The organism is Paenibacillus sp. PSB04 (assembly GCF_025809195.1).
GTDB lineage: Bacteria > Bacillota > Bacilli > Paenibacillales > Paenibacillaceae > Paenibacillus_AQ > Paenibacillus_AQ favisporus.
On record NZ_CP081301.1, the window covers coordinates 1,371,563 to 1,398,545 of the forward strand.

The 26,983-nt window shown below is 53.6% G+C and carries 26 protein-coding genes and 1 pseudogene; 26 read left to right on the plus strand and 1 reads right to left on the minus strand.

The features are described 5' to 3' along the window. The first annotated feature begins 222 nt into the window (after positions 1-222). The 10 genes from rnmV (at position 223) to K2F33_RS06695 (ending at position 8,618) form a co-directional block, all read left to right on the plus strand. Positions 223-777, plus strand: coding sequence for a ribonuclease M5 (gene rnmV / locus K2F33_RS06650; protein ID WP_076176653.1), 555 nt, complete (start codon positions 223-225; stop codon positions 775-777). Beyond that, on the plus strand, positions 774-1,664 hold the full coding sequence (gene rsmA / locus K2F33_RS06655; protein WP_076176654.1) for a 16S rRNA (adenine(1518)-N(6)/adenine(1519)-N(6))-dimethyltransferase RsmA: 891 nt from the start codon (positions 774-776) through the stop codon (positions 1,662-1,664). The genes rnmV and rsmA overlap by 4 nt, the downstream gene beginning before the upstream one ends. Positions 1,665-1,720: 56 nt before the next feature. Further along, positions 1,721-2,620: a sporulation peptidase YabG gene (gene yabG, locus K2F33_RS06660; RefSeq protein WP_076176699.1), complete on the plus strand. Its 900-nt coding sequence runs from the start codon at positions 1,721-1,723 to the stop codon at positions 2,618-2,620. Between the two features lie 237 nt (positions 2,621-2,857). Beyond that, entirely contained in the window at positions 2,858-3,133 is a 276-nt protein-coding gene (gene veg, locus K2F33_RS06665) for a biofilm formation stimulator Veg (RefSeq protein ID WP_076176655.1), read from the plus strand. Between the two features lie 134 nt (positions 3,134-3,267). Next, positions 3,268-3,447: a small, acid-soluble spore protein, alpha/beta type gene (locus tag K2F33_RS06670; RefSeq protein WP_076176656.1), complete on the plus strand. Its 180-nt coding sequence runs from the start codon at positions 3,268-3,270 to the stop codon at positions 3,445-3,447. Positions 3,448-3,760: 313 nt separating this feature from the next. Continuing rightward, positions 3,761-4,615: a 4-(cytidine 5'-diphospho)-2-C-methyl-D-erythritol kinase gene (gene ispE, locus K2F33_RS06675; protein WP_263881291.1), complete on the plus strand. Its 855-nt coding sequence runs from the start codon at positions 3,761-3,763 to the stop codon at positions 4,613-4,615. A gap of 120 nt (positions 4,616-4,735) precedes the next feature. Beyond that, positions 4,736-5,566, plus strand: a complete 831-nt coding sequence (gene purR / locus K2F33_RS06680) for a pur operon repressor (protein ID WP_076176658.1) — start codon at positions 4,736-4,738, stop codon at positions 5,564-5,566. Between the two features lie 194 nt (positions 5,567-5,760). Continuing rightward, complete coding sequence (gene spoVG / locus K2F33_RS06685; protein WP_076176659.1) at positions 5,761-6,045, plus strand: septation regulator SpoVG; 285 nt, start codon at positions 5,761-5,763, stop codon at positions 6,043-6,045. A gap of 123 nt (positions 6,046-6,168) precedes the next feature. Further along, complete coding sequence (gene glmU, locus K2F33_RS06690) at positions 6,169-7,560, plus strand: bifunctional UDP-N-acetylglucosamine diphosphorylase/glucosamine-1-phosphate N-acetyltransferase GlmU (RefSeq protein ID WP_163883102.1); 1,392 nt, start codon at positions 6,169-6,171, stop codon at positions 7,558-7,560. Between the two features lie 104 nt (positions 7,561-7,664). Further along, on the plus strand, positions 7,665-8,618 hold the full coding sequence (locus tag K2F33_RS06695) for a ribose-phosphate diphosphokinase (protein ID WP_076176661.1): 954 nt from the start codon (positions 7,665-7,667) through the stop codon (positions 8,616-8,618). A 76-nt stretch (positions 8,619-8,694) separates the two neighbouring features. Here the strand turns inward: K2F33_RS06695 and K2F33_RS06700 are convergent, their stop codons facing one another. Then, complete coding sequence (locus K2F33_RS06700; RefSeq protein ID WP_076176662.1) at positions 8,695-8,895, minus strand: hypothetical protein; 201 nt, start codon at positions 8,893-8,895, stop codon at positions 8,695-8,697. Positions 8,896-9,044: 149 nt separating this feature from the next. Here K2F33_RS06700 and pth point away from each other — a divergent pair, with 149 nt between their 5' ends. The 16 genes and pseudogenes from pth to K2F33_RS06780 all read left to right on the plus strand — a co-directional run bounded on the left by pth (position 9,045) and on the right by K2F33_RS06780 (position 26,966). Next, on the plus strand, positions 9,045-9,605 hold the full coding sequence (pth, locus tag K2F33_RS06705) for an aminoacyl-tRNA hydrolase (RefSeq protein ID WP_076176663.1): 561 nt from the start codon (positions 9,045-9,047) through the stop codon (positions 9,603-9,605). An 81-nt stretch (positions 9,606-9,686) separates the two neighbouring features. After that, positions 9,687-9,917 (plus strand): anti-sigma-F factor Fin, encoded by a 231-nt coding sequence (locus tag K2F33_RS06710; RefSeq protein ID WP_076176664.1) that lies wholly within the window; start codon positions 9,687-9,689, stop codon positions 9,915-9,917. Between the two features lie 239 nt (positions 9,918-10,156). Next, positions 10,157-13,681, plus strand: coding sequence for a transcription-repair coupling factor (gene mfd / locus K2F33_RS06715; RefSeq protein WP_076176665.1), 3,525 nt, complete (start codon positions 10,157-10,159; stop codon positions 13,679-13,681). Continuing rightward, positions 13,668-14,861 carry a peptidylprolyl isomerase gene (locus tag K2F33_RS06720; protein WP_212986135.1) on the plus strand — a complete coding sequence of 398 codons (1,194 nt, stop codon included), beginning with the start codon at positions 13,668-13,670 and terminating at the stop codon, positions 14,859-14,861. The genes mfd and K2F33_RS06720 overlap by 14 nt, the downstream gene beginning before the upstream one ends. Before the next feature lie 245 nt (positions 14,862-15,106). Then, positions 15,107-15,649 (plus strand): stage V sporulation protein T, encoded by a 543-nt coding sequence (gene spoVT / locus K2F33_RS06725; RefSeq protein ID WP_076176700.1) that lies wholly within the window; start codon positions 15,107-15,109, stop codon positions 15,647-15,649. 190 nt (positions 15,650-15,839) lie between these two features. Next, positions 15,840-17,518 (plus strand): annotated as a pseudogene (locus tag K2F33_RS06730) (putative polysaccharide biosynthesis protein). A gap of 219 nt (positions 17,519-17,737) precedes the next feature. Further along, entirely contained in the window at positions 17,738-19,228 is a 1,491-nt protein-coding gene (gene mazG, locus K2F33_RS06735) for a bifunctional methyltransferase/pyrophosphohydrolase YabN (protein ID WP_263881292.1), read from the plus strand. Between the two features lie 315 nt (positions 19,229-19,543). Further along, entirely contained in the window at positions 19,544-19,816 is a 273-nt protein-coding gene (locus tag K2F33_RS06740; protein WP_076176669.1) for an HU family DNA-binding protein, read from the plus strand. Position 19,817: 1 nt separating this feature from the next. Continuing rightward, positions 19,818-20,096, plus strand: a complete 279-nt coding sequence (locus K2F33_RS06745; RefSeq protein WP_076176670.1) for an RNA-binding S4 domain-containing protein — start codon at positions 19,818-19,820, stop codon at positions 20,094-20,096. Positions 20,097-20,283: 187 nt separating this feature from the next. Next, positions 20,284-20,565: a sporulation protein YabP gene (gene yabP, locus K2F33_RS06750; RefSeq protein WP_076176671.1), complete on the plus strand. Its 282-nt coding sequence runs from the start codon at positions 20,284-20,286 to the stop codon at positions 20,563-20,565. Further along, a complete protein-coding gene (yabQ, locus tag K2F33_RS06755) occupies positions 20,562-21,140 on the plus strand; it encodes a spore cortex biosynthesis protein YabQ (protein WP_076176672.1) in 579 nt (192 codons plus the stop codon). Before yabP ends, yabQ begins: the two co-directional genes overlap by 4 nt. Before the next feature lie 60 nt (positions 21,141-21,200). Further along, entirely contained in the window at positions 21,201-21,566 is a 366-nt protein-coding gene (locus K2F33_RS06760) for an FtsB family cell division protein (protein ID WP_089549459.1), read from the plus strand. A 125-nt stretch (positions 21,567-21,691) separates the two neighbouring features. Next, positions 21,692-22,183, plus strand: coding sequence for a S1 domain-containing RNA-binding protein (locus K2F33_RS06765; RefSeq protein ID WP_076176674.1), 492 nt, complete (start codon positions 21,692-21,694; stop codon positions 22,181-22,183). Positions 22,184-22,719: 536 nt separating this feature from the next. Further along, positions 22,720-25,131, plus strand: a complete 2,412-nt coding sequence (spoIIE, locus tag K2F33_RS06770) for a stage II sporulation protein E (RefSeq protein WP_373309647.1) — start codon at positions 22,720-22,722, stop codon at positions 25,129-25,131. 166 nt (positions 25,132-25,297) lie between these two features. Further along, positions 25,298-26,035 (plus strand): vWA domain-containing protein, encoded by a 738-nt coding sequence (locus tag K2F33_RS06775; RefSeq protein ID WP_076176676.1) that lies wholly within the window; start codon positions 25,298-25,300, stop codon positions 26,033-26,035. Next, positions 26,019-26,966: a serine/threonine protein kinase gene (locus tag K2F33_RS06780; protein ID WP_263881293.1), complete on the plus strand. Its 948-nt coding sequence runs from the start codon at positions 26,019-26,021 to the stop codon at positions 26,964-26,966. Before K2F33_RS06775 ends, K2F33_RS06780 begins: the two co-directional genes overlap by 17 nt. Positions 26,967-26,983: the final 17 nt, after the last annotated feature.

Consider the following 26,983-nt stretch of genomic DNA (forward strand, 5'->3'; position numbering starts at 1 on the left):
GTTTTACTTTGCCATTCTAATGTTATAGTATTATGATCATGAAAATGTCATGCTAAAGAAGAGGAGCTTTCCTCTTCTTTTTGTTGTTAATTTACAGCAGTTTGTCTATACCGGGACCCCGCAAAGTACCTGAACAGGCATCACGGTTTATGCCACTTGCAGGGACTTGGCTGTCCGGCGGCATTGACGGGTATAATGTACTCGAAAGGAAGACAGGAAATCATGATTAAAGAAGTCATTGTGGTGGAAGGCCGGGATGATACCGTGGCCGTGAAGCGGGCGGTGGATGCCGATACGATCGAGACGGGCGGCTCCGCCATCAATGCGCGTATACTCCAGCGGATCGCGCTGGCTCAGGAGCGGCGGGGGGTCATTGTGCTGACGGACCCGGATCACGCCGGCGAAAGAATCCGCAAAATCATTTCGGCCAAGGTGCCTGGCTGCAAGCATGCGTTTATCCCGGAGGCCGATGCAACCCGCAAGGGGGATATCGGTGTGGAGAACGCCTCGCCTGCGGCGATCCGCAGAGCCTTGGAGCGGGTTCACACCTCTTATGAGGGGGCGGAAAGCCAGATCGACATGGAGGACCTGATGGAGGCGGGGCTGCTGGTGCACCCGGATGCCGCCGCCCGGCGGATGGCGATGGGCAACCTCCTCGGTATCGGCTACTGCAACGGCAAGCAATTTTATAAGCGACTCGCCATATTTCAAATATCCCGCGAAGAATTCGCGGATGCGCTTGCCCGTATCGAAGATGAAGGAGGCCGGACAACGTGAACGGCATGGACGACATCGCCACACCAAGGCGAACCAAAGAAATCATCCAGCGCCACGGCTTTTCATTCAAGAAGAGCCTGGGGCAAAATTTTTTGATCGACCAAAATATTTTAAATAAAATCGTGGACGCGGCCGGACTTGATTCCACCAAGGGTGCCCTGGAGATCGGTCCTGGTATCGGCGCCCTGACCGAAAAGCTGGCCCAGCAGGCAGGGGCCGTCACGGCGGTTGAGATCGACCAGAGGCTGATTCCGATCCTCGAGGAGGTTCTCGCCCCATACCCCGGCGTAAAGGTACATCATGGGGATGTACTGAAGACGGACCTCGCTGCGTTGTTTAAGAGCAATTTTGCCGGCGTATCCAAAGTCAGCGTCGTGGCCAACCTTCCGTACTATGTGACGACGCCGATCTTGATGAAGCTGCTGGAGGAGCGGCTCCCGTTGGAGAACATCGTCGTGATGATCCAGAAGGAGGTGGCGGACCGGATGGCCGCCCGGCCGGGCACGAAGGATTACGGCAGCCTGAGCATTGCCGTGCAGTATTACAGCGTGCCGGAGCTGGTGTGTATCGTGCCGAAGACGGTATTCATTCCACAGCCGAACGTGGAATCGGCAGTGATCCGTCTGGCCGTGCGGGAACAGCCGCCGGTTGTGGTTGACGATGAGCGGCATTTCTTCGAGGTGGTACAAGCATCGTTCGCTCAGCGGCGGAAGACGATATCAAACAATCTGAAGAGCCGCTTCTTCCCCAATGAGGGACGGGAGCGTCTGGATCAGCTGCTGCAGGCAGCAGGAATCGACCCGTCCCGCCGAGGTGAGACGCTCAGCATTGAGGAATATGCCGTGCTAAGCAACCTGCTGCGGAAGGAAGGCATCGGCTTAAATTAAACAAAAGATGAACCAATAGGGGGATTCGCCCATACCATGGGGTAGGGGTGATGTTCATGAATATTGGAGACCTGGTCGTGCGCAGATCCTACGGCGGCGATATCGCGTTCCGCGTCGAGGATTTGCGCAGGGACGAAGCGGTGATTAAGGGAACGGAGTTCAGACTTCTGGCGGATTCTCCGCTCGATGATCTGGTAAGGGTCCCTTATGCGCCGGTAAGCGAAAAAACCGAGAAAGCAAATATTAGAGCAAACGAGTCGCTCAGTTTACTGAAACGTCACCGTCAGGAGCAGACCCAGCGGAATCAGGCCACCTTGAGCGGAAGCGGGGAATGGGGAACAGCTGAGCCGGCTTATTTCGAAGTCCCCGGGAAGGTGCTTCATCTGGATGGAGATCCGAATTATTTGAAAAAGAGCCTGAGCCTGTATGAGCAGCTCCGGGTTCCGGCCGAGGGCCATTATGTGAATGAGGCCGGGATGGCGGACGCCTTGTACCGGCTGCTGCCTCGGGTCCGGCCGGATATCGTGGTGATCACGGGACATGACGGCGTACTGAAGCATCGCCAGAATCATGATTTGTACAGCTTGAACAGCTATAAAAACTCGCAAAACTTCGTCAGGGCGATTCAGGTCGCGCGCCAGTTTGAGCGCCATTACGATCAGATGACGATTATCGCCGGCGCATGCCAGTCGCACTTTGAGGCGCTGCTGCAGGCCGGAGCCAACTTTGCCAGCTCCCCGGGGCGCATTTTGATTCATGCCCTGGATCCGGTATATGTTGCCGCCAAGGCGTCGTTTACATCGGTTAGAGATACGATCAATATGACGGATGTGCTTCACAATACGATCAGCGGCACGCAGGGCGTCGGGGGCATTGAAACCCGCGGGAGCTACCGGATCGGCCTGCCCCGGCTGAACGACTTAACCAAGCTTAAAGTGACGCCGTCGGCCATTTAACATGTCCGGAAATGCCATGCAAAGCTCTTGACCTGACAGTATAACGAAATGCAGGAACCGTAATCTGCCGGCGGATTGCGGTTTTTTGTTGTTATCCGGGTGTAAGCAGAAATGAGCTGGGGTTCCGCAAAAAAATTCGTTGACAACATAAAATTGATGCTGATATAATTATTGTTTTGATTTGACAAAACTCTCTTTTCGAGTTATAATGGACAAGGAAAGAGGTGGTCGTCGACAATGGCTAAAAATACGCTGTTGGAAATCAAACGCAATCTCGAAGCTCACGTGGGTCAGAAGATTTCGCTTCGGGCTAACGGTGGTCGTCGCAAGACCGTCGAGCGTACTGGTGTTTTGGAAGAAACGTACCCATCTGTTTTTATTGTGAAATTGGATCAAGAGCATCAAACCTTTAAACGTGTTTCATACAGCTATGCCGATATTCTTACGGAATCCGTGGAGGTTATTATTTGCGATGATAATACCGGCACCCGGATCGAGTTGGAGAAAGCGTAACTTTAATGACAAAACAGCCTTCCTGATGGAGGGCTGTTTTTAGTTGGCAGGGGGATATGGAATGAGGAGCGGCCGGGAGCGGGATAATACTTATGGCAGCAGCCTAATTCCGATGGAACCAAAGGAGGATGTTCATGAGCCGCAGACGCCGCAGTGTCATGTCGGATGAGCTGAAGAATGAGTTGGCTAAGGATTTGGGATTTTACGAAACTGTCCAGCAGGAAGGCTGGGGAGGTATTAAGGCGAAGGATGCGGGCAACATGGTAAAAAGAGCGATCCAGCTTGCCGAACAGGCCGCCGCACGTAAATCCTGATTCACACCAGCAATGCCGGCGGAGGCCTCCCAAGCGGGAGGTTCTCCGTTTTTGAATTAAGGCTGTGTCCGCTCCGCCCTTTGTCTGTAAACGGAAAATGACTTGACTGGTTCAGTTTGATATAATGATTTGAAGTTGCAGATTTCTGGATTGAACCCAAGAGAAAAAAATGCTTGAGGTTCATTCCAGATTTCTGGATTGAGCCCAAGAGAAAAAATGCTTGAGGTGCAATCCAGGTTTCGGATTGAGCCCAAGGATTCGAAGCGGCTTGTGTCAATCCAGATAGAGGGAATCTTGAGGGTGGGTGAACGCCTTGAAAATTTACGAAAAAGCACCGGCCAAAATCAATTTGATGCTGGATGTATTACATAAACGGCCAGACGGGTACCATGAGGTGGAAATGGTTATGACGATGGTCGACCTGGCGGACCGGCTGGAGATGTCGGCTTTGCCCCGGGATACGATTATTATTTCAAGCCAGGCGGGATACATACCGTTGGATGAGAAGAATTTGGCGTTTCAGGCCGCAAGGCTGATTAAGGACCGGTACGACGTCAAGAGCGGTGTGCATATCCATCTGGATAAGAAGATCCCCGTAGCAGCAGGTCTGGCCGGAGGAAGCAGCGACGCCGCCGCCACTCTGCGTGGTCTGAACCGGCTGTGGGATTTGAACATTCCGATAGAGGAGCTGCAGAAGCTGGGTGCGGAGCTCGGATCGGATGTTCCGTTCTGCGTGACTGGAGGTACCGCTCTGGCGACAGGGCGGGGTGAAAAGCTGACGCCTGTGGCGAATCCGCTGCAGTGCTGGGTGATTTTGGCCAAACCGCCGATTAACGTATCGACCGCGGAGGTCTACGGCAAATTCAGAGCGGCGCAGGTCAAGGAGCATCCATCGGCCCAAGGCATGATCCGTGCGATCGAAGCGGGAGACTTTCATGGCGTATGCAGCCGCCTGGGGAACGTGCTGGAGGATGTGACGCTGAGGCTGCATCCCGAAGTGCAGCAGCTGAAGGAAGGGATGCTGCGTCTTGGCGCAGACGGGGCTTTGATGTCGGGCAGCGGGCCGACCGTATTCGGCCTGGTGTACAAGGAATCGAAGGTGGCACGAATCTATAACGGGCTGCGGGGCTTTTGCAAAGAAGTGTATGCGGTGCGCCTATTGACCTAACTTCGCCAACCATGTTGTACAAATCCGTACAAAAATGATATATTCTTACTATAATATTCGGATTTTCTGGGTGATTTTGCTTTAGATTCCGATGAATACAGCGATAGCGAGGAGTATTTCGTGAAAAAATTAAAGCGAAGCGCGCGTTTGGTGGAGATGACGCAGTATCTTTTGTCCAGACCGCATACATTGATCCCGCTCACCACATTTGCCGATAGATACGGAGCCGCCAAGTCTTCGATCAGCGAAGATTTGGTTATTATCAAGGAAGTGTTTGAGGAGGAAGGCATCGGGGACCTGCTGACGCTGGCCGGGGCCGCCGGAGGCGTGAAATATATTCCGAAAATGCCGAAGGAGCAGGCGCTGGTGTTTGCGAACGATCTTTGTTCCCAGCTTCAGCAGAAGGACCGGATTCTGCCTGGCGGGTATTTGTACATGTCCGATTTACTGGGACAGCCTTCTCTTATGAACGAGGCGGGAAAAATTTTTGCCACTGCATTCTCCGGCAAGGACATCGACGTGGTCATGACCGTGGAGACCAAAGGGATTCCGCTGGCTTATGCCACCGGGGCCCAGCTGAACCTGCCGGTTGTTCTCGTGCGCCGGGACCACCAGGTTACGGAAGGATCTGCCGTGAGCATCAATTACGTGTCGGGGTCGCATAAGAGCATCCACACGATGTCCCTTTCGCGGCGGGCGCTGAAGGAAAAGTCGCGCGTTCTGATCGTGGACGATTTTATGAAGGCAGGCGGCACCATCCAGGGCATGGTAGATCTGCTGGCCGAATTTGATGCCGAAGTCGCAGGCGTAGGCGTATTGGTCGAGTCGGGAGCGGTGGAATCAGAGGAGCGGCTCCTGCACGATTATGTGTCCCTGGCGACACTGACGGCGGTCGATCCAAAGACGAAAGAAATATTTGTGAGCCCGGGGAATTATTTTGACCCGTCTTAACGTTGAAGAGGCCTGCGGATTTTGTCGATAAAAATATTTTATCGGCGAATAGTTCCGAAGTCTGTCGACACTCACATTCTTATAAAAAAATTCCTGATTTTAGGACATTTTGTTAACTTAAAAAAGAGGATTTCGCGCATGCTGTGTGGAATTATACACCAAGTCTCTGATGGAAAAAGGTGGTGAACACACACATGCAAATTACGGATGTCAGACTCCGCCGCGTTAACTCCGAGGGGAGAATGAAAGCAATCGCATCCATTACCATTGATAACGAATTTGTTGTTCATGACATTCGGGTCATCGATGGAAACAATGGAATGTTCGTTGCTATGCCGAGCAAACGCACTCCGGATGGAGAATTCCGCGACATTGCCCACCCAATCTCTTCCGGCACCCGGGAGAAGATTCAAACGGCCGTCCTGGCGGAATATGAACGCGCTGCCAGTGAAGAAGAAGTGATCGAGGAAGGCGCTTAAGTTTACAATTGGGGTTCAAGGAAAGGAGAGCCAGGACTATGGCTCTCTTTTCTTTTTGCTTATAATACGATATATTCAGTATTGAGCGAGTTCTAGAGTAGGAGGTCAAGATCCTTGAAAAGAATGGCGATTGTTCTTGCCGCAGGGCAGGGAAAACGAATGAAATCCAAACTATACAAAGTGCTTCATCCCGTCTGTGGCAAACCGATGGTTGGGCACGTGGTGGATACCGTCAAACAGGTGAACTGCGAACGGAGCATTGTCATCGTTGGCCACGGGGCAGAGGCTGTCCAATCTTATCTGGGTGAGGCCGCTGAATACGTGCTGCAGGAGCAGCAGCTTGGTACAGGCCATGCGGTGAAGCAGGCCAAAGCTTTACTGGGCTCGGAAGAAGGCTCAACCATTGTCATCTGCGGCGATACTCCGCTGGTCACGGCCGAGACACTGCAGGGACTGACGCAGCTGCATGAAAGCAACAACGCTGCCGCCACCGTACTGGTTGCCTATACGGACCAGCCGCAGGGTTACGGGCGCGTGATCCGCAGCGAGGACGGAAGCGTACTACGTATCGTTGAACAGAAGGACTGCACGCCGGAAGAGGATGCGGTTCGTGAAATCAATACAGGCACTTATGTTTTTGATAATGCGAAATTGTTTGCCGCTTTGGAGAAGGTAACGAACAACAACGTCCAGCAGGAATATTATTTAACGGACGTGATCGGGATTCTTGTAGGCGAGGGAGAAACCGTTCTCGGCTATGTGACCGACGACTACGCTGAGTCGATCGGCGTTAATGACCGCCGTGCACTTTCAGAGGCTGAAGGATTAATGCGGGAACGCATTAATATCCGTCATATGCTGAACGGCGTCACGATCATTGATCCCGCTTCAACGTATATCGGTGCCGACGTGACCATTGGAGCCGACTCCGTGATCTATCCCGGCACGGTACTGAAGGGAAAAACGGTTATCGGTGAAGATTGCGTGATCGGCCCGCAGAGCGATATCAGCGATTCCGTCATCGGCGACGGCGTGACGATCAAGCATTCGGTGCTGGATCAGGCAGAAGTGGGTTCTAGAACATCGGTAGGCCCGTATGCATATCTGCGTCCGAAATCCAAGCTTGGAGAAGACGTCAAGATCGGCGATTTTGTGGAAGTGAAAAATGCAACGATCGATAACGGCTCCAAGGTTTCGCATCTAAGCTATGTCGGAGACGCGACGGTAGGCAAGAACGTCAATGTCGGCTGCGGTGCGATAACGGTCAACTACGATGGGTATAATAAGTTTATGACTGAAATTGAAGATGATGCTTTTATCGGCAGCAATGTGAATCTGGTGGCTCCGGTGAAAGTGGGCAAAGGAGCCTACGTAGTAGCGGGCTCGACGATTACCCAATCGGTTCCTGAAAATGACCTGGCCATCGCCAGAAAACGCCAGGAGAATAAACCGGGGTATGCCGAGAAAATTCGCTCCAAGGCCAAAGCCAAGAAGGAAAGCAAGCAGCAGGTTTAAACGTAAAGCGTCCCCATCTTACCGGGGAGTGTGAGATACATGGTTTCAAGCGGCATGGAGGCAGGCCAGAATTTCAATGAACCAGCACGGAGGGTTTTAATTCTATGACTTATTGTGATTCGAAGTTAAAAATATTTACATGCAATTCCAATCCGAAGCTCGCACAGCAAATTGCGGATTATATCGGCATCCCCATGGGGGATTCGCATACGACCAGCTTCAGTGATGGTGAGATTCAGGTAAAATTATCGGAGAGCGTTCGCGGCTGCCACGTTTATGTCGTGCAGTCGACATGCGGTCCGGTAAATGACAATCTCATGGAACTGCTGATCATGGTCGATGCGCTGAAGCGTGCTTCTGCGAAGAGCATTAACGTCGTAATCCCTTATTATGGGTATGCGCGTCAAGACCGTAAGGCCCGTTCCCGTGACCCGATTACCGCTAAGCTGGTTGCGAATCTGATTGAGAAGGCGGGTGCCCACCGTGTCATCACGATGGACCTGCATGCGATGCAGATTCAAGGCTTCTTCGACATTCCGGTTGATCATCTGCTTGGGGTGCCGATTCTGGCCCAGTATTTCCGTTCCAAGCAAATCGAGAATCCGGTTGTTGTGTCTCCTGACCACGGTGGTGTGGTTCGTGCCAGAAAACTGGCTGATTTCCTGAATGCCCCGCTGGCCATCATTGATAAACGCCGTCCGGAACCGAACGTAAGTGAAGTCATGAACATTATTGGTCATATCGAAGGCAAAACGGCCATTTTGATCGATGACATTATCGACACGGCCGGCACGATCGTGCTTGGGGCCAATGCCCTGATGGAAGGCGGCGTCAAGGAAGTGTATGCTTGCTGTACGCATCCCGTCTTCTCCGGCCCGGCGATGGAACGCCTGGAGAATTCTCCGCTCAGCGAAGTCATCGTGACGGATACGATTCCGATTATGCATCCGGAGCCGAGCAAGAAGATTAAAGTTCTGTCGGTAGCTCCGTTGATGGGTGAAGCCATCATCCGTGTGCATGAGGAATTGTCCATCAGCAAGCTGTTTGAAATCGAATAAGGCAAGGGAAGGTATATGCAAAGAGAGGGTTATGTTTCCTGGCTCCAGGAAATATAACCCTTCTCGCGCATGCTCTTTAATATCCGGGAGTCGACACAAACGTATACAAATTCCGGTTGTAGAGCGTACCTTGAATTTCAACGAAGTGCTTGGTGAATGAGGTAATCGTTCCAATGTCCACGTGTACGCCCTGCCGGAGAACCTGAACGGGAATGCCGTGGATCTGGTGCTGCTGAAAGTGCCGGTGCAGCGTAAGCAATTGGCCGAATTCAGTCATGAACCGTACCACCTTCTTATGGTGATCATGGATGCCATGGCAAGAAGCGATGCAGCATCCTATACTCTATTGTAACAAAATTTGGTGCTAATGCTAACTTGCACAGCAGGCGTAGCGGCAGCGGCCGGTTTGGAGGATCGAATAACGCAATGAAATGGATTGTAGGACTCGGGAATCCGGGATCCAATTATGAAAAAACGCGCCACAACGTCGGTTTTATGATGCTGGATGCGCTGGCGGAGCGGCATGGTATTAAGTTTGGGCCAAGCAAATGCAAGGCGCTGATCGGCGAGGGCTTTATCGGAACCGACAAGGTCGTTCTTATCAAGCCTATGACGTACATGAACCTGTCCGGAGAAGCAGTGCGGGCCTATATGGATTATTACAAGGCTAAGCTCGAGGACATGATTGTCGTTTATGACGACATGGATACGGCAACCGGCAAAATCCGCCTGCGGTATCAGGGCAGCGCCGGAGGCCACAACGGCATCAAATCGATCATCCAGCATACGGGAACGCAGGTGTTCGACCGGATTCGGATGGGGATTTCCCGGCCTGAGCCGGGATATGCGATTGTCGACTATGTGCTCTCGAATTTTCCGAAAAAGGAGAACGAGCTGCTGAAGACGATGATTGAGCAAGCCTGCGACGCCGCAGAGTTCAGTCTGAACCATACCTTTGAACAAACGATGGCCAAGTTTAACGGTTGATCTCGGGGGCAGGAACCGGGGGGCTAAACGAACGTTTTTTCGGGCATACTGAAGTATAAACGACTTTCAGGAGGCATATAGATGGCAATAAATTATATTTGCCGGCACTGCCGCACGCCGCTCGGAAAAATAGATTCGTCCCTGGTTACCGACGCCCAGCTGGGGTTCCATTCCTTGACCCCGGCAGAACGTAGAGATATAATAGCGTATGATTTAAGCGGCGACGTAACGGTCAAAGTGATCTGCGATTACTGCAGAGAAGCGCTGGAGAACAATCCGGAGCTGAGCCTGTTGGCAAACCCGCTTCAATAATGTTGTGCGCGAACCGCGAAGAATGCGGACAGATACCGTGAATGGAAGGGCCTTGGCAGTGCTGCTGAGGCTTCTTTTGGGTATTCCTTTTGTTCAGTCTCCTAAGACCAGGCGAGGTCCGCTGCCGGTAGATATATTTTAATGAAGCACAGCGAAAAATCACCGCAGTCAGGTATTTTATGGTAAAATTCAATCTACCATCCAAAAGATAACAAGTAAGCATAAGAGAGGTGCCCCCTTTGTTACATGCACTTATAGAAGCTTTCTCTAAAGATCCGGATTTGAAGTCGATTACCGCCGGGTTATCGGCCGGTATGAAGGAACAGCTCGTTTCCGGGTTATCGGGGTCCGCGCGTCAGGTTATGCTGTCGGCACTGTTTGAAGAAATCAAACGCCCGATGCTCGTCGTCACTCACAACATGTTTTCCGCCCAGAAAATCGCGGAGGATTTACAGGAAGCGCTTTCACCAGACCGTGTGCTGTTGTATCCGGCCAATGAGCTGGTGGCAGCCGAATCCGCGGTATCCAGTCCAGAGACCCTTGCGCAGCGTATTGATGTGCTGATGAAGTGCGCGCAGGGGTTTTCGGGCATTGTGGTGGCACCGTTTTCGGGTGTGCGCCGGTTTCTGCCTGCCCCGGAAGTGATGGCCAAAGCCCAAATTGTAATTCAAGATGGAGGCACACTGGACGCCCAAGCTTTCCTGGCCCAAATGATCGAAATGGGATACGAACGGGTAGAACGGGTCGAAGGCAAGGGCGAAATGAGCGTACGCGGAGGAATTATCGACTTTTACCCGATGACCTCCCTATTGGCCTACCGCGTCGAGCTGTTTGACGACGAAATCGATTCGATTCGCACGTTTGATCCGTCCGATCAGCGGTCAATCGATAAAGTTAAGGAAGTCACTATTACGCCATGCAAGGAGATCATCGCCGATCACCAGAGGCTGGAGCAGGCAGCTGCAGCCACCGCTCAACTGCTGGAAGAGCAGCTTGGCAAGATGACCGACCGGCAGGCGAAGCTGCGTCTAACGGAAGAAATGAAACGGGAGATGGAGCTGCTGCGCGAGCATGTCTATTTTCCGGAAATCTATAAATATATCTCTCTGCTCTATCCGGAGCGCAAGACGCTGTACGACTATTTACACAAGGACACCGTCCTCATTCTCGACGAGCCGGCGCGCCTTCTTGAAACAGCCAAACAGCTGGAGCGCGACGAATCCGAGTGGAACTTGCATCTGCTGCAGAACGGAAAGACGCTGCCGCAGCTGCATTTGTCCGTTGACGGCGACGAGATCCTGTACCAGCGTCCGTTCCAGACGATATTCATGTCGATTTTCCTGCGTCAGGTTCCGCATACCCAGCCTCAGAACATCCTGAACTTTATCAGCCGGGGGATGCAGGATTTTCATGGGCAGATGAACGTGCTGAAAGCGGAAATGGACCGCTGGCATAAGTCCGGGGTTCAGGTGATGATGCTTGCCAGCAGCGACGAACGACTCGACCGGATGCGGCGGGTGCTCCAGGATTATAACATCGAGGAGCCGATCATGCTGCAGGGTAATTTGCAGACGGGCTTTGAGATGCCGTCCATTCATCTGGCGGTAATTACCGAGGGCGAAATGTTCTCCCAGAAGCAGCGGAAGATCCGCAAGCTGGGCAAAAACATTGATAACGCTGAGCGCATCAAGAGCTATACCGAGCTGAAGGTCGGCGATTATGTCGTCCATCAAAACCACGGCATCGGTAAATATATGGGTATCGGCACGCTGGAAATCAACGGTATCCACAAGGATTATATGCATATCCTGTATGCCGGCGGCGACAAGCTGTCCGTGCCGATCGAACAGATCGATCTCATTCAGAAATACGTCGGTTCGGAGGAAAAGGAGCCGAAGATCTATAAGCTGGGCGGCAACGAGTGGACACGCGTTAAAAATAAAGTCCGCTCTTCGGTACAGGACATCGCCGACGATTTGATCAAGCTGTACGCCGAGCGGCAGTCGACGCCGGGATACGGCTTTGAGAAGGACACGACCGAGCAGCAGGAATTCGAAGAAATGTTCCCTTACGATGAGACACGCGATCAGCTGCGGGCGATCGAAGAGATCAAGAAGGATATGGAGCGGAACCGTCCGATGGACCGGCTGCTGTGCGGAGACGTAGGCTACGGTAAGACCGAAGTGGCGATCCGCGCCGCGTTCAAGGCTGCCATGGAGGGCAAGCAGGTGGCCGTTCTTGTGCCGACGACGATTCTGGCGCAGCAGCATTATGAGACGTTCCGGGAGCGGTTCTCGGGATATCCGATGAACATCCAGGTGCTGAGCCGGTTCCGTTCGCGGAAAGAGCAGAACGAAACGATCAAGGGGATCCGCCAGGGGACGGTCGACGTCGTGATCGGGACGCACCGCTTGTTGTCCCAGGATCTGGTGTTCAAGGATCTGGGCCTCCTGATTGTGGACGAGGAGCAGCGGTTCGGTGTGACGCATAAGGAGAAGCTGAAGCGTCTGAAGACGAATGTCGACGTGCTGACCCTGACGGCGACGCCGATTCCGCGGACGCTGCATATGTCCATGCTGGGAGTCCGGGATCTGTCTGTCATCGAGACGCCACCGGAAAACCGCTTCCCTGTGCAGACGTATGTCGTGGAATACAGCCAGACGCTGGTGCGGGAAGCCATCGAACGGGAGCTGGCCCGCGGCGGTCAGGTGTATTATCTGTACAACCGCGTTCAAGGCATTCATGAAATGGCCGCCCAAATTTCGGCGCTGGTGCCGGAGGCCAAGGTTGGAGTAGGCCACGGGCAAATGTCGGAGACGGAGCTGGAGAAGACGATTCTCGACTTTCTGGACGGGGAATACGACGTCCTTGTCAGCACGAGCATTATCGAGACAGGTGTCGATATTCCGAACGTAAATACGCTTATCGTGCATGATGCTGACAAAATGGGCCTGTCCCAGCTCTATCAGCTGCGCGGCCGTGTCGGACGCTCCAACCGGATTGCGTACGCGTATTTTACGTACCAGCGGGATAAGGTGCTGACCGAGGTGGCGGAGAAACGCCTGCAGTCGATCAAGGAGTTTACGGAGCTCGGCTCCGGCTTCAAAATCGCGATGCGCGACCTGGCGATCCGCGGAGCGGGGAACCTGCTTGGTGCGGAGCAGCACGGGTTTATTGCCTCCGTCGGCTTCGACCTGTATTCGCAAATGCTTGCCGAGGAAATCCAGAAGCGGAAGGTGTCCGTTCTCGGAGAAAAGGTCGAACCAGAGAAGACATGGAATACCGCGCTCGATATCGGCATCGATGCGTATTTGCCGTCCGAGTACATTTATGACAGCATTCAAAAGATTGAAATTTATAAGAAAGTGGCGGCAGTTTCTTCGTTCGACGACGGGAAAGAGCTGGAGGATGAGCTGCTGGACCGCTTTGGGGAACTGCCTGAGGCGGTAACGAACCTGCTGACCGTCGCCCGGCTGAAGGTATACGGCAAGATGTACGGCATCGACTCCATCAACCGCCGTGGGGATGATCTGATCCTCAAATTTTACGAGGGGCAGGAAAAGGCCGTCAGCACCGCGAAGCTTGCACAGGTTGGCAATCGCTTCGAGAGACGTGTACAATTTGAGCAGGATGCTCAAATGACGATCCGAATCAAAGGCAAGGGGCTTGATGACAAGCAGCTGCTCGATCTGCTGGAACAATTCTTGGAAGCGATCCGTGAGCTGTTCAAATCGAAGGAGGAACTTCAGGATGTTGTTCAATAAGAAAAAAGCATGGAGAGGAATTTTGCTGACTTTGGTGTGCGTACTGACCCTTTCCGTGCTGGCAGCCTGCGAGAAAGGCGGCTCCGATAAAGAGAAGGATGCCAGTAAACCGGTGGCAACCTATGAAGGCGGAGAGATTACGGAGAATGAATTTGAGACGCAGAAAAAAATCATGACGTTTATGTCTCCGGAATATGCCCAATTTATGGACATGGCCGATTTCCAGGATTATTTGGTGAAGCAAAAAATTGCTTTTAAATATTTGAGCGGCAAGGCTACGGACGATGCCAAGAAGGAAGGCGAGAAAAAGGCCGGCCAGCAAATTGACCAAATGAAGAAACAGGTGGGCGATGACCAGTTCAAGCAGCTTCTGGGCGACCAGAAGCTCAAAGAGGACGAGCTCAAGCAATATTTGGTGCAGGTTATGACGGTTATGGAGGACATGAACGCCAAAGTGACCGAAGACGACATCAAGAAGCAGTATGAGGCCAACAAGCAGGATTTCATGGTGGCCACGGTGCATCATATTTTGATCGGGCTAACCGATTCGAATAACAAGGAGCGCACCAAGGAAGATGCGCTGAAGATTGCCAAAGACGTCAAATCGCAGCTGGACAAAGGGGGAGATTTTGCCGAGCTGGCCAAAAAGTACTCGGATGATTCCTCCTCCAAGGACAATGGCGGCGTCTACAAAGACTTTACCGTTGGACAGTGGAGCGTGCAGGAGTTCAAGGAGCAGGTGCTGACCCTTCCGCTGAACAAAATCAGTGCTCCCGTCGAGTCCAATCTCGGATACAGCATTATCAAGGTCGATTCCCGAAAGGACACGCCTTATGACAAGCTGACGAACGATCAGAAAGAAATGATCCGGAGCAATCTGGGCGCATCGAAGATCGATCAGTTTATGCAGAATGATCTGACGAAGATCATCAAGAAGATTGATCTGCCGAAAACGGCGGATACGTCCAAGAGCGGCACGGGAACAACCGGAACGGGAACGTCCGGCAGCGGCACGAAAGGCACTCCTTCCGGGGGCTCTACTTCCGGTACATCCGGAAGCGGAGACGGCACCGGTACAGGCACGACAGGCAGCAGCAGCGGAGATGCCAAAACCACCGATAAAGGTACGACTACTTTTGAAGAAAAGGTAACCGAGCCCGGCGAGGGATCGGGCAAATAATCCATATTCCGCATTGAATCGTGTGCGGGAAGGAAGGCGCGGGCCAGACCCGCGTCTTTTTTTGCGGCAATGAGCTGGATAAAATGTGCAGAACAACCGCAACTAATAGTTCCAACATCATGTATAAGGAATTGGGAATGGATGAATACTATGGGCAGATATCACAACTTATATTCCTGGGACTCACCTCTTCCCATAAGAACAGTAGTTGAAAAATCTTCTCTAGAAAGCGGGGCAACATGTTAATGAAAGCTACTGGAATAGTCCGCCGTATCGATGACCTTGGCAGAGTGGTCATCCCTAAAGAAATCAGACGTACACTGCGTATCCGTGAAGGAGATCCGCTTGAAATTTTTGTAGACCGTGATGGTGAAGTTATTCTGAAGAAATACTCCCCGATCGGCGAGCTGGGCGATTTCGCCAAGGAATATGCGGAGTCGTTGTATGAAGGCACCGGACATACGACCATCATTTCCGACCGCGATACTTTTATCGCCGTTGCAGGCGGCTCCAAGAAGGAATACTTGGAGAAACCGATCGGATCCCTGATCGAGAACTGCATGGACAGCCGCAAGACGCTGCTGGAAACAAACCAAGGCAGCTACGAAATCAGCAAGGACCATCAGGAGAATCTGTCCTCCTTTGTGGCCGCGCCGATCATTTCCGGCGGAGATCCAATTGGTTCAGTGATCCTGCTGAGCAAGGACGAAGCGACCAAGATGTCGCAGCTGGAAGTCAAAATGTCCGAGACAGCCGCTGCTTTTCTTGGCAAGCAAATGGAGCAGTAATCCGGCAGCCCGGTACGGCTCTTCCTCGAGCACCCGAAGCTCCCCCTTCATATTCACGGATGATCCGGGAATGAAGGCGGGAGTTTTTTGTGTCCGCGCTCCTCAGGTATAATAGGTGTATTCGTATCAAAAAAACGGAAGCAACGCCAAATGACCGAGGTTGAATCCGGGCAAAAAAGTAGGGAAGAGGATGAGACAGACAGGTGCGGCATCGAAGATGCTGCAGGGGGCTTTGATTTTAAGCATGGCTATGGTGCTGTCGAAACTGATCGGCACGCTGCAGAAAATTCCGCTGCAAAACATGGGTGGGGATGCGGTGTTCGGCATCTATAACACGGTATATCCGCTCTATTCATTAATGATGACGATCGCACTCGCGGGCCTGCCCGCCGCGATCTCGAAATTCGTCGCAGAGGACGAAGCCGTCGGGGGACGGGGGAAGGACTCCGGGTGATGAGGCTGTCCTCGGTGCTGCTGGCGCTGCTGGGCATCGTCCTGGGGGCCGCCGTGTACACCTGCGCTCCGCTTATCGGGACCTGGATCGACAATTCCAGCGTCGTGCCGGCGGTGCGAACGGCGTCCTTAGCGCTGCTGTTTGTGCCGGTGATGACCGGGATGCGCGGCTTTTTTCAGGGATATCAAAACATGATGCCCACCGCCGTTTCGCAGATCACGGAGCAGTGTGCGCGGGTCGCCGTCATGATCGGGCTGCTGATTTACCTGACGGGGATCGGGGCGAAGCCGGAGACCATCGCAGCAGGGGCACTGCTGGGATCGGCTGCTGGCGGAGCCGCGGGTCTCATCGTCATGCTCGGCTATTGGCGCAGGTTCCGGCGGAATCGGCGTGGCTCTGCCGACGAAGAAGGCGCTGCCGTGTCGGCGCACAAGGAGTCTGCCGTTCGGACGGGCCAGCCGCATCAAGCCGGGCGGGAAAGCAGCTGGAGCCTGCTGAAGCGGATCCTGCTGTACGCGATTCCCGTCTGCCTGGGTTCACTGGCCGTGCCTTTAATCGGCATGGTGGACAGCTTTACCGTACCGCGGCTGCTCAAAGCCGGAGGCGCCGGCGAGGCGGGGGCCATGATCCAGTTCGGCATCTACAACCGCGGCATTCCCATCGTCCAGCTGGTAACGATGCTGGCTACGTCGTTGTCGGTGCTGTTCATCCCCGCTTTGGCGGAGGCCAAGGCGAGAGGCGACCGCGAGCTGGTGAGCGAGCGTACCCGGCTGTCCCTGCGCTGGTTCTGGCTGCTGGGACTTGCCGCATCGGTGGGGATTGCCATTCTGGCCGATCCCCTGAATATCGCGCTGTACCAGGACACGGCGGGCAGCGACGTCATGCGCTGGATCGCCTTCACCGCCGTCGGCAGCGCGCTCAGCATCATTTCAGCCGCGCTCCTGCAGGGCGTCGGCATCGTGCGTGCGCCGGCCGTGCACCTGCTGGCCGCGGCAGCGGCGAAGACGCTGCTGAACCTGCTGCTGGTTCCGCAACTGGGCATTACCGGCGCGGCCATCGCCGGCGTGGCCGCGCACTTCCTGGCGGCAGCGCTCAACATCGCGCTGCTGGCCCGCAGCACCGGCTTGCGCATTCGCGCCGGTGCCGCCTTGGCCAAGCCGGCGCTGATGCTGGCCGGCATGGCCGTGGTGGCGGGCGCTGCGGCGCTCGCGGCGGACGCGTTGCTGTCCGCGCTCGGGCTGCCCGCCCGCCTCGTGGCCGCCGCGGCAAGTGTTGCCGGTGCCGCGGCCGGGGGCGCCGTGTTCCTCGCCGGCGCCGTGCTGACCAAGCTCCTTACCGAAGAGGAGCTTGCGATGCTGCCGAAGATCGGCCGTCCGCTGACCGCCTTACTGAAGCGGGTTCGGCTGCTGCGGTAATAACCGCAGGGGACTGGGGAATCTTCTGTTTTTGGCCGTCATAGAGGGAAAATGATAGAAGGCGAAGGATTAAAGGATCCGCTGAACTAGCTTCAGTAAAGGGCCGGGCCATGCGGGGACTCTCTTGCGCTTCTGGTTTTCTTTTAAAAAAGAAACCGTGATATAGTATATTTATGCCCCATTCCCGGAAGAATGGGAAATAGAGCGGAGGAATGACATATGAGCGCAGTACTGAAGGTTGTCGGTCTCGGTTCGGGCAACCCGGATCGGCTGACGATGGGTATTGTGAAGACATTGCAGCAGGCATCACAAATCTACGTCAGAACGAAAGAGCATCCGGTCATGTCGATGCTGGAGGAGCTGAAGCTCGTAGTCAGTTCGTTTGACCACATCTACGAAGCGCATGATTCGTTTCCGGAGGTGTACGCCTCCATCGCAGACCGGCTGCTGGAGCTGGCTTCGGCTGGCGATGAACAGAGCGTGATCGTCTATGCGGTGCCCGGGCATCCGATGGTGGCGGAGTCCACCGTTCAGCTCCTGAGGGAGCACTGCCCGCAGAAGGGGATCTCCCTTGAAATTTTGGGCGGGGAATCCTTTCTCGACGAAGCCTTTATCCGACTCGGTTTTGATCCGATCGAAGGCTTTCAGCTTCTCGATTCCACCGGCATTCGCAGCAGCATGCTGCAGCCTCAACTGCACACCGTAATCGGGCAGGTATACGACGAGTTTACGGCTTCCGAGGTGAAGCTGTGCCTCATGGAGCTCTATCCTGACGATTACCAGGTCGTTGTCGGACATGCGCTTGGTGTCGAAGGGGAGGAGCAGGTGCTTCAGGTTCCACTGTATGAGCTTGACCGTGCCCTTGGTTACGGTAACCTCTCGCTCGTGTACGTCCCAAGAAGCGACGACGAGAGCCTGCGCCAGCGGACCTTCGCCCGGCTTCATGAAATCGTCGGCATCCTCCGCAGTCCGGAGGGCTGTCCGTGGGACCGGGAACAGACGCATGCGTCGATCCGGAAAAATCTCATCGAGGAAACCTACGAGGTGCTGGAGACCATCGATGACGATGACCCTGAGCATATGCAGGAGGAGCTTGGCGATTTGCTGCTGCAGATCATGCTGCATTCGCAAATGGAGGAAGAGGAAGGCACTTTCAGCGTGTTCGACGTCATTCAAGGGTTGAATGACAAGCTGATTTTCCGCCATCCGCATGTGTTCGGCGAGAACAAGGCCAAGGATGCGGAAGCCGCCCTGCAGAACTGGGATGCCATGAAGGCCGAGGAGAAACGCCGTAAAGGCATCGAGCCCGAGAAGGCGTCCGCCCTGGACGGGATTCCAAGAGACCTGCCGGCGCTCATGAAGGCTTATAAGCTTCAGAAGAAGGCATCCAAGGTCGGGTTCGACTGGGATTCCATCGAGGGCGTATTCGACAAGATCGAGGAGGAGCTCGGAGAGCTGCGGCAGGCCGTGGCCGAGGGACAGAGCGTCGACGAGCAGGTAGGCGAGCTGGGTGACCTTCTGTTTGCGGCGGCGAACGCGGCCCGGTTCCTGGATGCCGATCCGGAAGAAGCGCTGTCGAGAACGAACCGCAAGTTCGTCAGCCGATTCCGTTATATCGAGGATGTGCTGCACGCAGAAGGCAAAACACTGCAGGAAGCCAGCCTGGATGAGATGGAGGAAATTTGGCAACGGGCCAAAAATGAGGTATGATATGAAATCTCCGGTCCCCGGAGGGACGGAGGGCGCCTTCAATGCCTGCGAAGTGAAGCCCTTTTAGCGAACAGGAATGAATGACTTTCGTATTTCATGGTTCCGATTTCGCGCAAAATTTCCGTTAGATGACACCCAGCAGCTCTTTTTACAGGGATTTCCTCGGAAATTATAAAAAATTGGCGGATTGAGGCAGGAATTCGGGCGGCACAGCAAGAATACCATACAGAACGCGCCAAAAGCGGTATGATTTGGGGCTAAGCTCCTCTACCGCGCCAATACTTATTTCTTTGTATATTGGGAGGATTATAATTTATGAACAAGACAGATCTGATCAACAACATTTCCACGAAAAGCGGTTTGACTAAAAAAGACGTGGAGTCCGTTCTGAACGGTTTCCTGGGTGAAATTGAGGAAGCTCTGGCAAGCGGTGAAAAAGTTCAGCTGATCGGCTTCGGCACTTTTGAAACCCGCAAGCGTTCCGGTCGTACAGGCCGCAACCCGCAAACCGGCAAAACCATCGAAATTCCGGAATCCAACGTTCCTGCTTTCAAAGCGGGCAACAAGCTTAAAGAAGCCGTAAAATAAGATGCGCGTCGACAAATTCCTTAAGGTATCAAGGTTAATTAAGCGGCGTACCGTTGCGAAGGACGTCTCCGATCAGGGAAGGGTCCTCATTAACGGCAGGGAAGCCAAGCCCAGCAGCACGGTCAAGGTGGGCGATGAGATCACCGTCCAGTTCGGCCAGAAGCTGGTCACCGTGAAGGTGGAGCGGCTTGCCGAAACGACCCGCAAGGACGAGGCGAACAGCCTGTACACCTTGGTCAAGGAAGAACCGATCGCCAAAGATAACGGTCTGAACTGGTAAGCGGGCATTCCAGAAGGCATATACAGCAGCACATTAGAGGCATCTTCCGATCACGATCGGGGGATGCCTTTTTAACTTGGCACGATGTTCAGCTCATGCGTAAAGTTCCTCCGTTTCACCCGGCAGGGCTGGTTCTAAACCCCGAAACCGCTCCATAAGCTATTGTTAAGAAGGAGGGGTACATGCCATGATCGAGCAAGCGAAAAACAAGCAGCATGAATTGCATATGCTGAATCGCAAGCAGCTGCACCTGACGGGGGTAAACAATGTGGAGAGTTTTGACAGCGAGGAGTTTCTGCTCCAAACCGAGCTAGGGCACCTGACCATCAAAGGCCAGAATTTACATATTAAAAATTTAAACCTGGAAGAAGGCCTGCTCTCGATCGAGGGCCACGTGAATTCCCTGGTTTATTTGGATCCCGGTTCGCACGGCAAAAACAAAGGAATGCTCGGCAAGCTGTTTAAATGAGTCCACAGATTCAATGGATTACCCTGCTGTGGATGCTGTTCTCGGGAGCGGCGTTGGGGGTGGCCTATGACAGTTACCGGGTGCTGTCGGGCCAGCTCCACTTTCCGAAATGGACCCTTCATGTATTGGACGTGCTGTACTGGAGCGCTGCGGCCCTGTTTGTGTTTCGGATGCTGTATATCAGCAATTACGGCCAGCTTCGGTTTTATGTATTTGTGGGACTCTTTATTGGGGTATGGGTATATTTTTTAATCTTGAGTGTTACAACCCAGCGTTTTGTGGTAATGTTAATAAGGACAGTACGTTACGTGATTGATGTGGTCAAGCGTTTGTTTCGGGCGCTCGTCTGGGCTCCGATCCGTGCGATCTTGAAACTGTTGAAGTGGATTGCCGTCATGCTCGGCAGCCTCCTGATGTTTCTCCTCCACGTGATCCTGCGCTGTCTCACGCCTTTCTGGAAGCTGCTTCAATGGATGCTCCGCCCCATCACCTCCCGTCTGAAGATGCCCGAGTGGTTCAGGAAGTTTCTCACCGCAGCTGCAGAGCTGTGGAAGCGATGGTTCTCCAAGGAGTAGACAAGGCTTAGGAACGGCCCGTTACGCAACGATTTCCGTATTTGTAAAGAGGAGGCATTCATGGGAAAATACGCTGCATCACCAGCCCAAACCCGTCCGCAGACTACACAAAAGAATGACAAGCAGCCTGCCGGTCATCATGCTGGCGCACGGAGGCGGATTTTTTTATGGCTGACTTTCATGATTCTGTTTATGGGGTGGGCAGGTTATACCTTTATTGACCAGAATTCGCAAATTGCGGACAAGAGTTCCGAGCTGTCGAAGAAGCTGAAGCTGGAGGCACAGACCACACAGACGAAGGCACAGCTCGAGCGGGACGTGAAACGGCTGAACGATCCGGAGTATATCGGACAGTTGGCAAGGAAGAAATATGGTCTGTATTTGCCGGGGGAAACTCCGATTCATGCGGAATCCACCAGCCCTTAATATAGGCGCTGAAGTGGGTTATTACTCAGTTGACCTGGGTTTACGCTTTATGTATAATCAAATCACCACAGCCAAGGTTTTATTAAATCTTGTTGTATATTTTTAAGGGAGGATCATTTTATTCTATGGCAATCGAAGTGGGCACCAAGTTAGAAGGCAAGGTGACAGGCATAACGCATTTTGGAGCATTTGTGGATCTGTCAGGAGGTGTCACGGGTCTCGTTCACATCTCGGAAATCGCCGATAATTACGTCAAGGATGTCAACGATCACCTGAAGATCAATGATGTTGTGACAGTGAAGGTGATCAATGTCGATAAGGACGGCAAGATCGGGCTTTCCATCAAACAAGCTGTTGATAAGCCGGCATCCGAAGCTCGGCCTCCAAGAGGACCAAGACCGGAACGTACCGGTGGAGGCGGCGGAGACCGTTTTGGCGGTGGCGGTGGTGGAGGTTACAATCGTGAACGTGGCGGGCGTCCGTTTAAGCCTGCGGCCAACAAGACTTCATTCGAGGATAAAATGTCTCGTTTCCTAAAAGACAGCGAGGAGCGCATATCGTCGATCAAGAAGAACACGGAATCCAAGCGCGGAGGCCGTGGCGCGAAACGCATGTAATTTTTACTAACAGATTAGAGCATACGATAACCGTATGAAGCAGATAACCGTAGAGGGCGCCAAGCCTTCTGCGGTTTTTTTGTTTTTGCTGCGGGCCAGGCACTGTTCTGCAGTCTTCTTCCCATCAAGGGCGGCATTCGGTAATTTTGTCGTTCTGCAAGAAATTACCGACAGCATCCAACGCCATTCCAGCTATCTCTGTCGCAATCGCTAGCCGAAGCGGTGATTTTATTCGGGAGATTACCCCGGATCGAACCCGCTGGAAACGGCCTGGAAGTGTTGGGGGACAACCAGTCGACCCGGATTTCCGATCATTCGGGAACGCAGGCTTTTTTGTCGGAAATTTCTTGGGCGCTTGTCCGCTGTTCTGACAAACTTTCATGTTTCACCGGTTCTATAATGGGTACCAACAAATCCTACGAAATGGTGGTGCCAAGCTCATGGAAAAATGGAATGTGATGGACGTACCTGTCATGAAATCGGCAAAGGGGGAAGCGGTCGTGGACGGAATGAGCTGGTCGGAACGGATCCGGAACATGTCGGCCGTGCAGCGGCCGATGCAGTTCCTCGCAGCAAAGAAGTGGATGCTGCTGCTGACTTTTATGGGCTTCTTACTCGGAAAAGCCATGATACTGGACGAGCTGTCGCCGTTTGCGGTCGCCTTTTTTGCAGTCATCGCCTTCATGCGGAGGGATTACATCCTGCCGGTGGGGATGGCCGTAATCCTGGGCTCCCTGTTTGCTCCGTTTCCGGCACCGCTGATCATCGCGGCCGAACTCATCATCTTCCACCTGATGTATAAAGGGCTGAACGCCTTTGACCATGCCGAGTTATCTTACGCCCCGCTGATGGTGTTCGTATCCGCCTTCTGCGTCAAAATATTCATGGTGCTGATCGGTCCGCCGTTTACATGGTATTCCCTGATGATGACCACTGTCGACGCCGTACTCAGCTTTGTGCTGACGCTCGTGTTCATCCAGGCGATTCCGGTGTTTACGTACAGGAAAAAGAACTATCAGCTGAAAAATGAAGAAATTCTATGCCTGATTATCCTGCTTGCTTCCGTCATGACGGGTGCGGTGGGTTGGAGTATATATAATTTGTCCGTGGAGCATGTCCTCTCCAGGTACCTGATCCTGGTGTTTGCGCTGGTCGGCGGGGCGCCGCTCGGGGCTTCGGTCGGCGTCGTAACCGGGTTGATTCTGAGCTTGGCGGATATATCGGCCATTTATCAGATGAGCCTGCTCGCTTTTTCCGGGATGCTCGCCGGCATGCTGCGGGAAGGGCGGAAGGGGGCCGTATCCATCGGCATGCTGCTGGGCTCTTCCATCCTGTCTATCTATTTCAGCGGTCCGGGCGACGTCATGCAGTCCACCTGGGAAACCTGTATCGCCATCGGACTGTTTCTGCTGACCCCGAAAGCGATGATTGCGGTGATCTCCAAGTATGTGCCGGGGACGACGGATCACAGCAAATCGCAGCATGAGTACGCCAAGCGGGTAAGGGATCTGACCGCCGAGCGGGTGACCCAGTTCTCGCAGGTGTTCCGTCAGCTGTCCCAGAGCTTCGGCCAGGTGTCCGGCACGGAGGAGGTGAGCAAGCGGAACGAAGAAATGGACCATTTTATGAATGCCGTGACGGAAGGGGCGTGCGCGAACTGCTTCAAGAAAAACCATTGCTGGGACGCGAAGTTCTATCAAACTTATAAATATATGACCGACGTGATGACTTCGGTGGAGGAGAATCCGGAGATGTCGGCTGAGGACGTTCCGGAGGAATGGAAGAGAATGTGCGCCAAAACCGGCGACGTTGTGGATGTCATGAAGCAGCAGTATCATCTCTACCAACATGATATGCAGTGGAAACGGCAAATATACGACAGCCGTCAATTGGTCGCCGAGCAATTATCGGGCGTATCCCAGGTGATGGAGGACCTGGCTAAGGAAATTCAGCGGGAAGGACAAGCGATGTACCGGCAGGAGGAGCAAATTCGGGACGCGTTGGAGAAGCTGGGACTGTCGATCCAGGGGATCGAAATCATCAGTCTGGATCCCGGACATGTAGAAATCGAAATTGTGCATGCGTATACAAGGGGGTACGATGAATGCCGTAAAATTATTGCGCCGCTGCTGTCCGATATATTGGACGAACATGTGGCCGTGCTGAATGAAACGTTCAGCAGTACCAAAGACGGCCTTGCGACCGTGATGTTCGGGTCGGCCAAAACGTTTGAAATTACGACGGGGGTGGCCGGGGCCGCCAAAGGAGGAGATCTGCTGTCAGGCGACAGCTTCAGTACGGTTGAGCTGGGCAACGGCACTTTCGCCGTGGCGCTGAGCGACGGAATGGGCAACGGAGAGCGGGCGAGACTGGAGAGCAGCACCGCGCTGAACATTTTGGAGCAGCTGTTGCAGTCGGGCATGGATGAGAAACTGGCGATCAAATCGGTGAATTCCATTCTGATGCTGAGATCCCCGGAGGAGATTTATGCGACAGTGGATATGGCGTTGATTGATCAATATACAGCGGAAACGACGTTTATGAAAATCGGCTCCGCCCCAAGCTTTATCAAACGAGGCAATGAAGTGATTCCCGTCTCGGCCAGCAACCTGCCGATCGGCATTATTCAGGATATTGAGGTGGACCTGGTCACCTTGAAGCTACAAGCAGGGGACATCGTTATCATGATGACGGACGGCATCTATGATGCGCCGGGTTACGCCGTGAACAAGGAATTGTGGATGAAGCGGATGCTGCAGGAGATCGAAAGTAACGATCCGCAGCATATTGCCGACTGCCTGCTCGAGAAAGTGATTCGTTACCAGCAAAATCAAATTCATGACGACATGACCGTCGTTGTCGGAAAGGTAGAGCATTACCAGCCTGAGTGGGCTACCCTGCATGTGCCGGGCGTCGACCGCATGGAGCGGCCGCGCACGGTCAGCTGACCGCATTGCCGGATCACGATCGGAGGTGAATATGTATAACTAGTTGTTATCCGTCCCATTGCCCGGGAAATGGGATGGAGAGGCCGGGCAGCCGTTTGAATCTCTCAAAAGTGGAAATACTAGAACCTAAAGGGTGATAGACACTTTTGGGAGGAATGATGCCATCATGAAACAAATTTTATTAATTACGGACGGTTGTTCCAATGTCGGGGCAAGCCCGGTCATGGCCGCAGCTCATGCGCTGCAGGAGGGAATTACGGTAAATGTCGCCGGTGTGATCGATTACGGAACGATTGGGGAGCTTGGCAGCTTGGAAATTGCTGAAATTGCCAAGGCCGGCGGGGGGGTGAGCCGCATCGTGGGGACTAGGCAGCTGGCTCAAACGATGCAGATGATGACGCGCAAAACGGTGGTTCAGACGATACAGCAGGCGGTTAATAAGGAGTTAAAGACGATTTTGGGGGACGGATCCCTGGAGGAGCTTCCGCCCCAGCAGCGGTCTCAGGTAGTTCAAGTCGTGGATGAGCTGACCGAAACGACACCGCTTCAGGTCGCCCTGTTGATTGATGCCAGTGCCAGTATGAAGCCGAAGCTGGCTGCGGTCGAGGACGCCATTCGGGATTTGATGCTCAGCCTGCAGGCCAGGGAAGGCCTAAGTGAACTGGCTGTATTCCATTTTCCCGGACGGAACAGCGGAGAGGATGCCGTCATGGACTCCGACTGGATCCAGGATCTTGGCGGAGTGCGTAACTTGTTCCAACGAATCCAAATGAAAGGGGCCACGCCAACCGGACCGGCGATTCTGAAGGTGATTGATTTCTTCCGTTATGGTACACTAGACGGACAAACCTGGCGGGGAAATGACGGAGAAGGAGAAGGGATGCTCGGTGACTACGTCGTCTAGACCGGCATATCCGGCCGGAACGGTAATTACGGGAAAATGGCATAATAACCGCTTTGTGATCCGGCGAGTGCTTGGACAGGGCGGCAATGGCATCGTGTACCTCGTTCACAAGGCCGGATACCGGAATTTGTACGCGCTGAAAATGGGGTATGACACACTGGATCTGCAGTCGGAGATCAATGTGCTGACCTCATTGCAGTCACAGAGCAGGCGCCAGGACGGGCTGAAGGGGAGCTTCAAAACTCCGTTTCTGCTGGAAGTGGATGATTTTACGGGGATGGGTAAAGAAGTGCCATTCTACGTGATGCGTTATATTGAGGGGAATCCGATCCATCATTTTATCCGCCGGCGGGGCGAGGAATGGGTTGGAATTACAGGGCTGCGGCTGCTCGAAAAGCTGACCGGCCTGCATCGGCTCGGGTTCATATTCGGAGACCTTAAGCCCGACAATGTCATGGTATCGGATTATGGGCAGGTGGAATTGATCGATTACGGCGGCGTCAGTAAAATCGGACGCAGCGTCAAGCAGTTCACGGAATGGTATGACCGGGGTTACTGGAATGCCGGCAGCCGCAGCAGCGATGAAGCTTACGACTTGTTCGCTTTTGCCGTGCTGATGATCCAGCTTCTGAATGAAGAGGGACTGAAGGCGGCCTGCGCCCAGCTGCTTCCGCAGACGCGGAACCGCTCGGAGCTGCTCACCCTGATCGGCCGGAGCCCGAGGCTGAAGCCGTATGCCCCATGGCTGCGCACAGCAATCCAAGGAGAATTTTCGGGGTCCAGGGAGGCACTGGCCGCGTGGAAACAGCAAATTTATGCACCGGCCATTTCCGGCAGAGCCCCGGGCAAGACGCCGAGGTGGCTGATCAATACGTTTGCCTTCTCAGTCATTATGCTGGGAGCTGCGGTGTACTTTGTATTTTTTAAATGAGCAACACCAGATCGGTG

What these genes read in the sequence shown, in the direction of transcription:
- rnmV (WP_076176653.1), top strand. Translation starts at nt 223, where the DNA reads ATGATTAAAGAAGTCATTGTGGTGGAAGGCCGGGATGATACCGTGGCC.
- yabG (WP_076176699.1), top strand. Translation starts at nt 1,721, where the DNA reads ATGAATATTGGAGACCTGGTCGTGCGCAGATCCTACGGCGGCGATATC.
- veg (WP_076176655.1), top strand. Translation starts at nt 2,858, where the DNA reads ATGGCTAAAAATACGCTGTTGGAAATCAAACGCAATCTCGAAGCTCAC.
- K2F33_RS06670 (WP_076176656.1), top strand. Translation starts at nt 3,268, where the DNA reads ATGAGCCGCAGACGCCGCAGTGTCATGTCGGATGAGCTGAAGAATGAG.
- spoVG (WP_076176659.1), top strand. Translation starts at nt 5,761, where the DNA reads ATGCAAATTACGGATGTCAGACTCCGCCGCGTTAACTCCGAGGGGAGA.
- glmU (WP_163883102.1), top strand. Translation starts at nt 6,169, where the DNA reads ATGGCGATTGTTCTTGCCGCAGGGCAGGGAAAACGAATGAAATCCAAA.
- K2F33_RS06695 (WP_076176661.1), top strand. Translation starts at nt 7,665, where the DNA reads ATGACTTATTGTGATTCGAAGTTAAAAATATTTACATGCAATTCCAAT.
- K2F33_RS06700 (WP_076176662.1), bottom strand. Translation starts at nt 8,895, where the DNA reads ATGACTGAATTCGGCCAATTGCTTACGCTGCACCGGCACTTTCAGCAG.
- pth (WP_076176663.1), top strand. Translation starts at nt 9,045, where the DNA reads ATGAAATGGATTGTAGGACTCGGGAATCCGGGATCCAATTATGAAAAA.
- K2F33_RS06710 (WP_076176664.1), top strand. Translation starts at nt 9,687, where the DNA reads ATGGCAATAAATTATATTTGCCGGCACTGCCGCACGCCGCTCGGAAAA.
- K2F33_RS06720 (WP_212986135.1), top strand. Translation starts at nt 13,668, where the DNA reads ATGTTGTTCAATAAGAAAAAAGCATGGAGAGGAATTTTGCTGACTTTG.
- spoVT (WP_076176700.1), top strand. Translation starts at nt 15,107, where the DNA reads ATGAAAGCTACTGGAATAGTCCGCCGTATCGATGACCTTGGCAGAGTG.
- mazG (WP_263881292.1), top strand. Translation starts at nt 17,738, where the DNA reads ATGAGCGCAGTACTGAAGGTTGTCGGTCTCGGTTCGGGCAACCCGGAT.
- K2F33_RS06740 (WP_076176669.1), top strand. Translation starts at nt 19,544, where the DNA reads ATGAACAAGACAGATCTGATCAACAACATTTCCACGAAAAGCGGTTTG.
- K2F33_RS06745 (WP_076176670.1), top strand. Translation starts at nt 19,818, where the DNA reads ATGCGCGTCGACAAATTCCTTAAGGTATCAAGGTTAATTAAGCGGCGT.
- yabP (WP_076176671.1), top strand. Translation starts at nt 20,284, where the DNA reads ATGATCGAGCAAGCGAAAAACAAGCAGCATGAATTGCATATGCTGAAT.
- yabQ (WP_076176672.1), top strand. Translation starts at nt 20,562, where the DNA reads ATGAGTCCACAGATTCAATGGATTACCCTGCTGTGGATGCTGTTCTCG.
- K2F33_RS06760 (WP_089549459.1), top strand. Translation starts at nt 21,201, where the DNA reads ATGGGAAAATACGCTGCATCACCAGCCCAAACCCGTCCGCAGACTACA.
- K2F33_RS06765 (WP_076176674.1), top strand. Translation starts at nt 21,692, where the DNA reads ATGGCAATCGAAGTGGGCACCAAGTTAGAAGGCAAGGTGACAGGCATA.
- spoIIE (WP_373309647.1), top strand. Translation starts at nt 22,720, where the DNA reads ATGTCGGCCGTGCAGCGGCCGATGCAGTTCCTCGCAGCAAAGAAGTGG.
- K2F33_RS06775 (WP_076176676.1), top strand. Translation starts at nt 25,298, where the DNA reads ATGAAACAAATTTTATTAATTACGGACGGTTGTTCCAATGTCGGGGCA.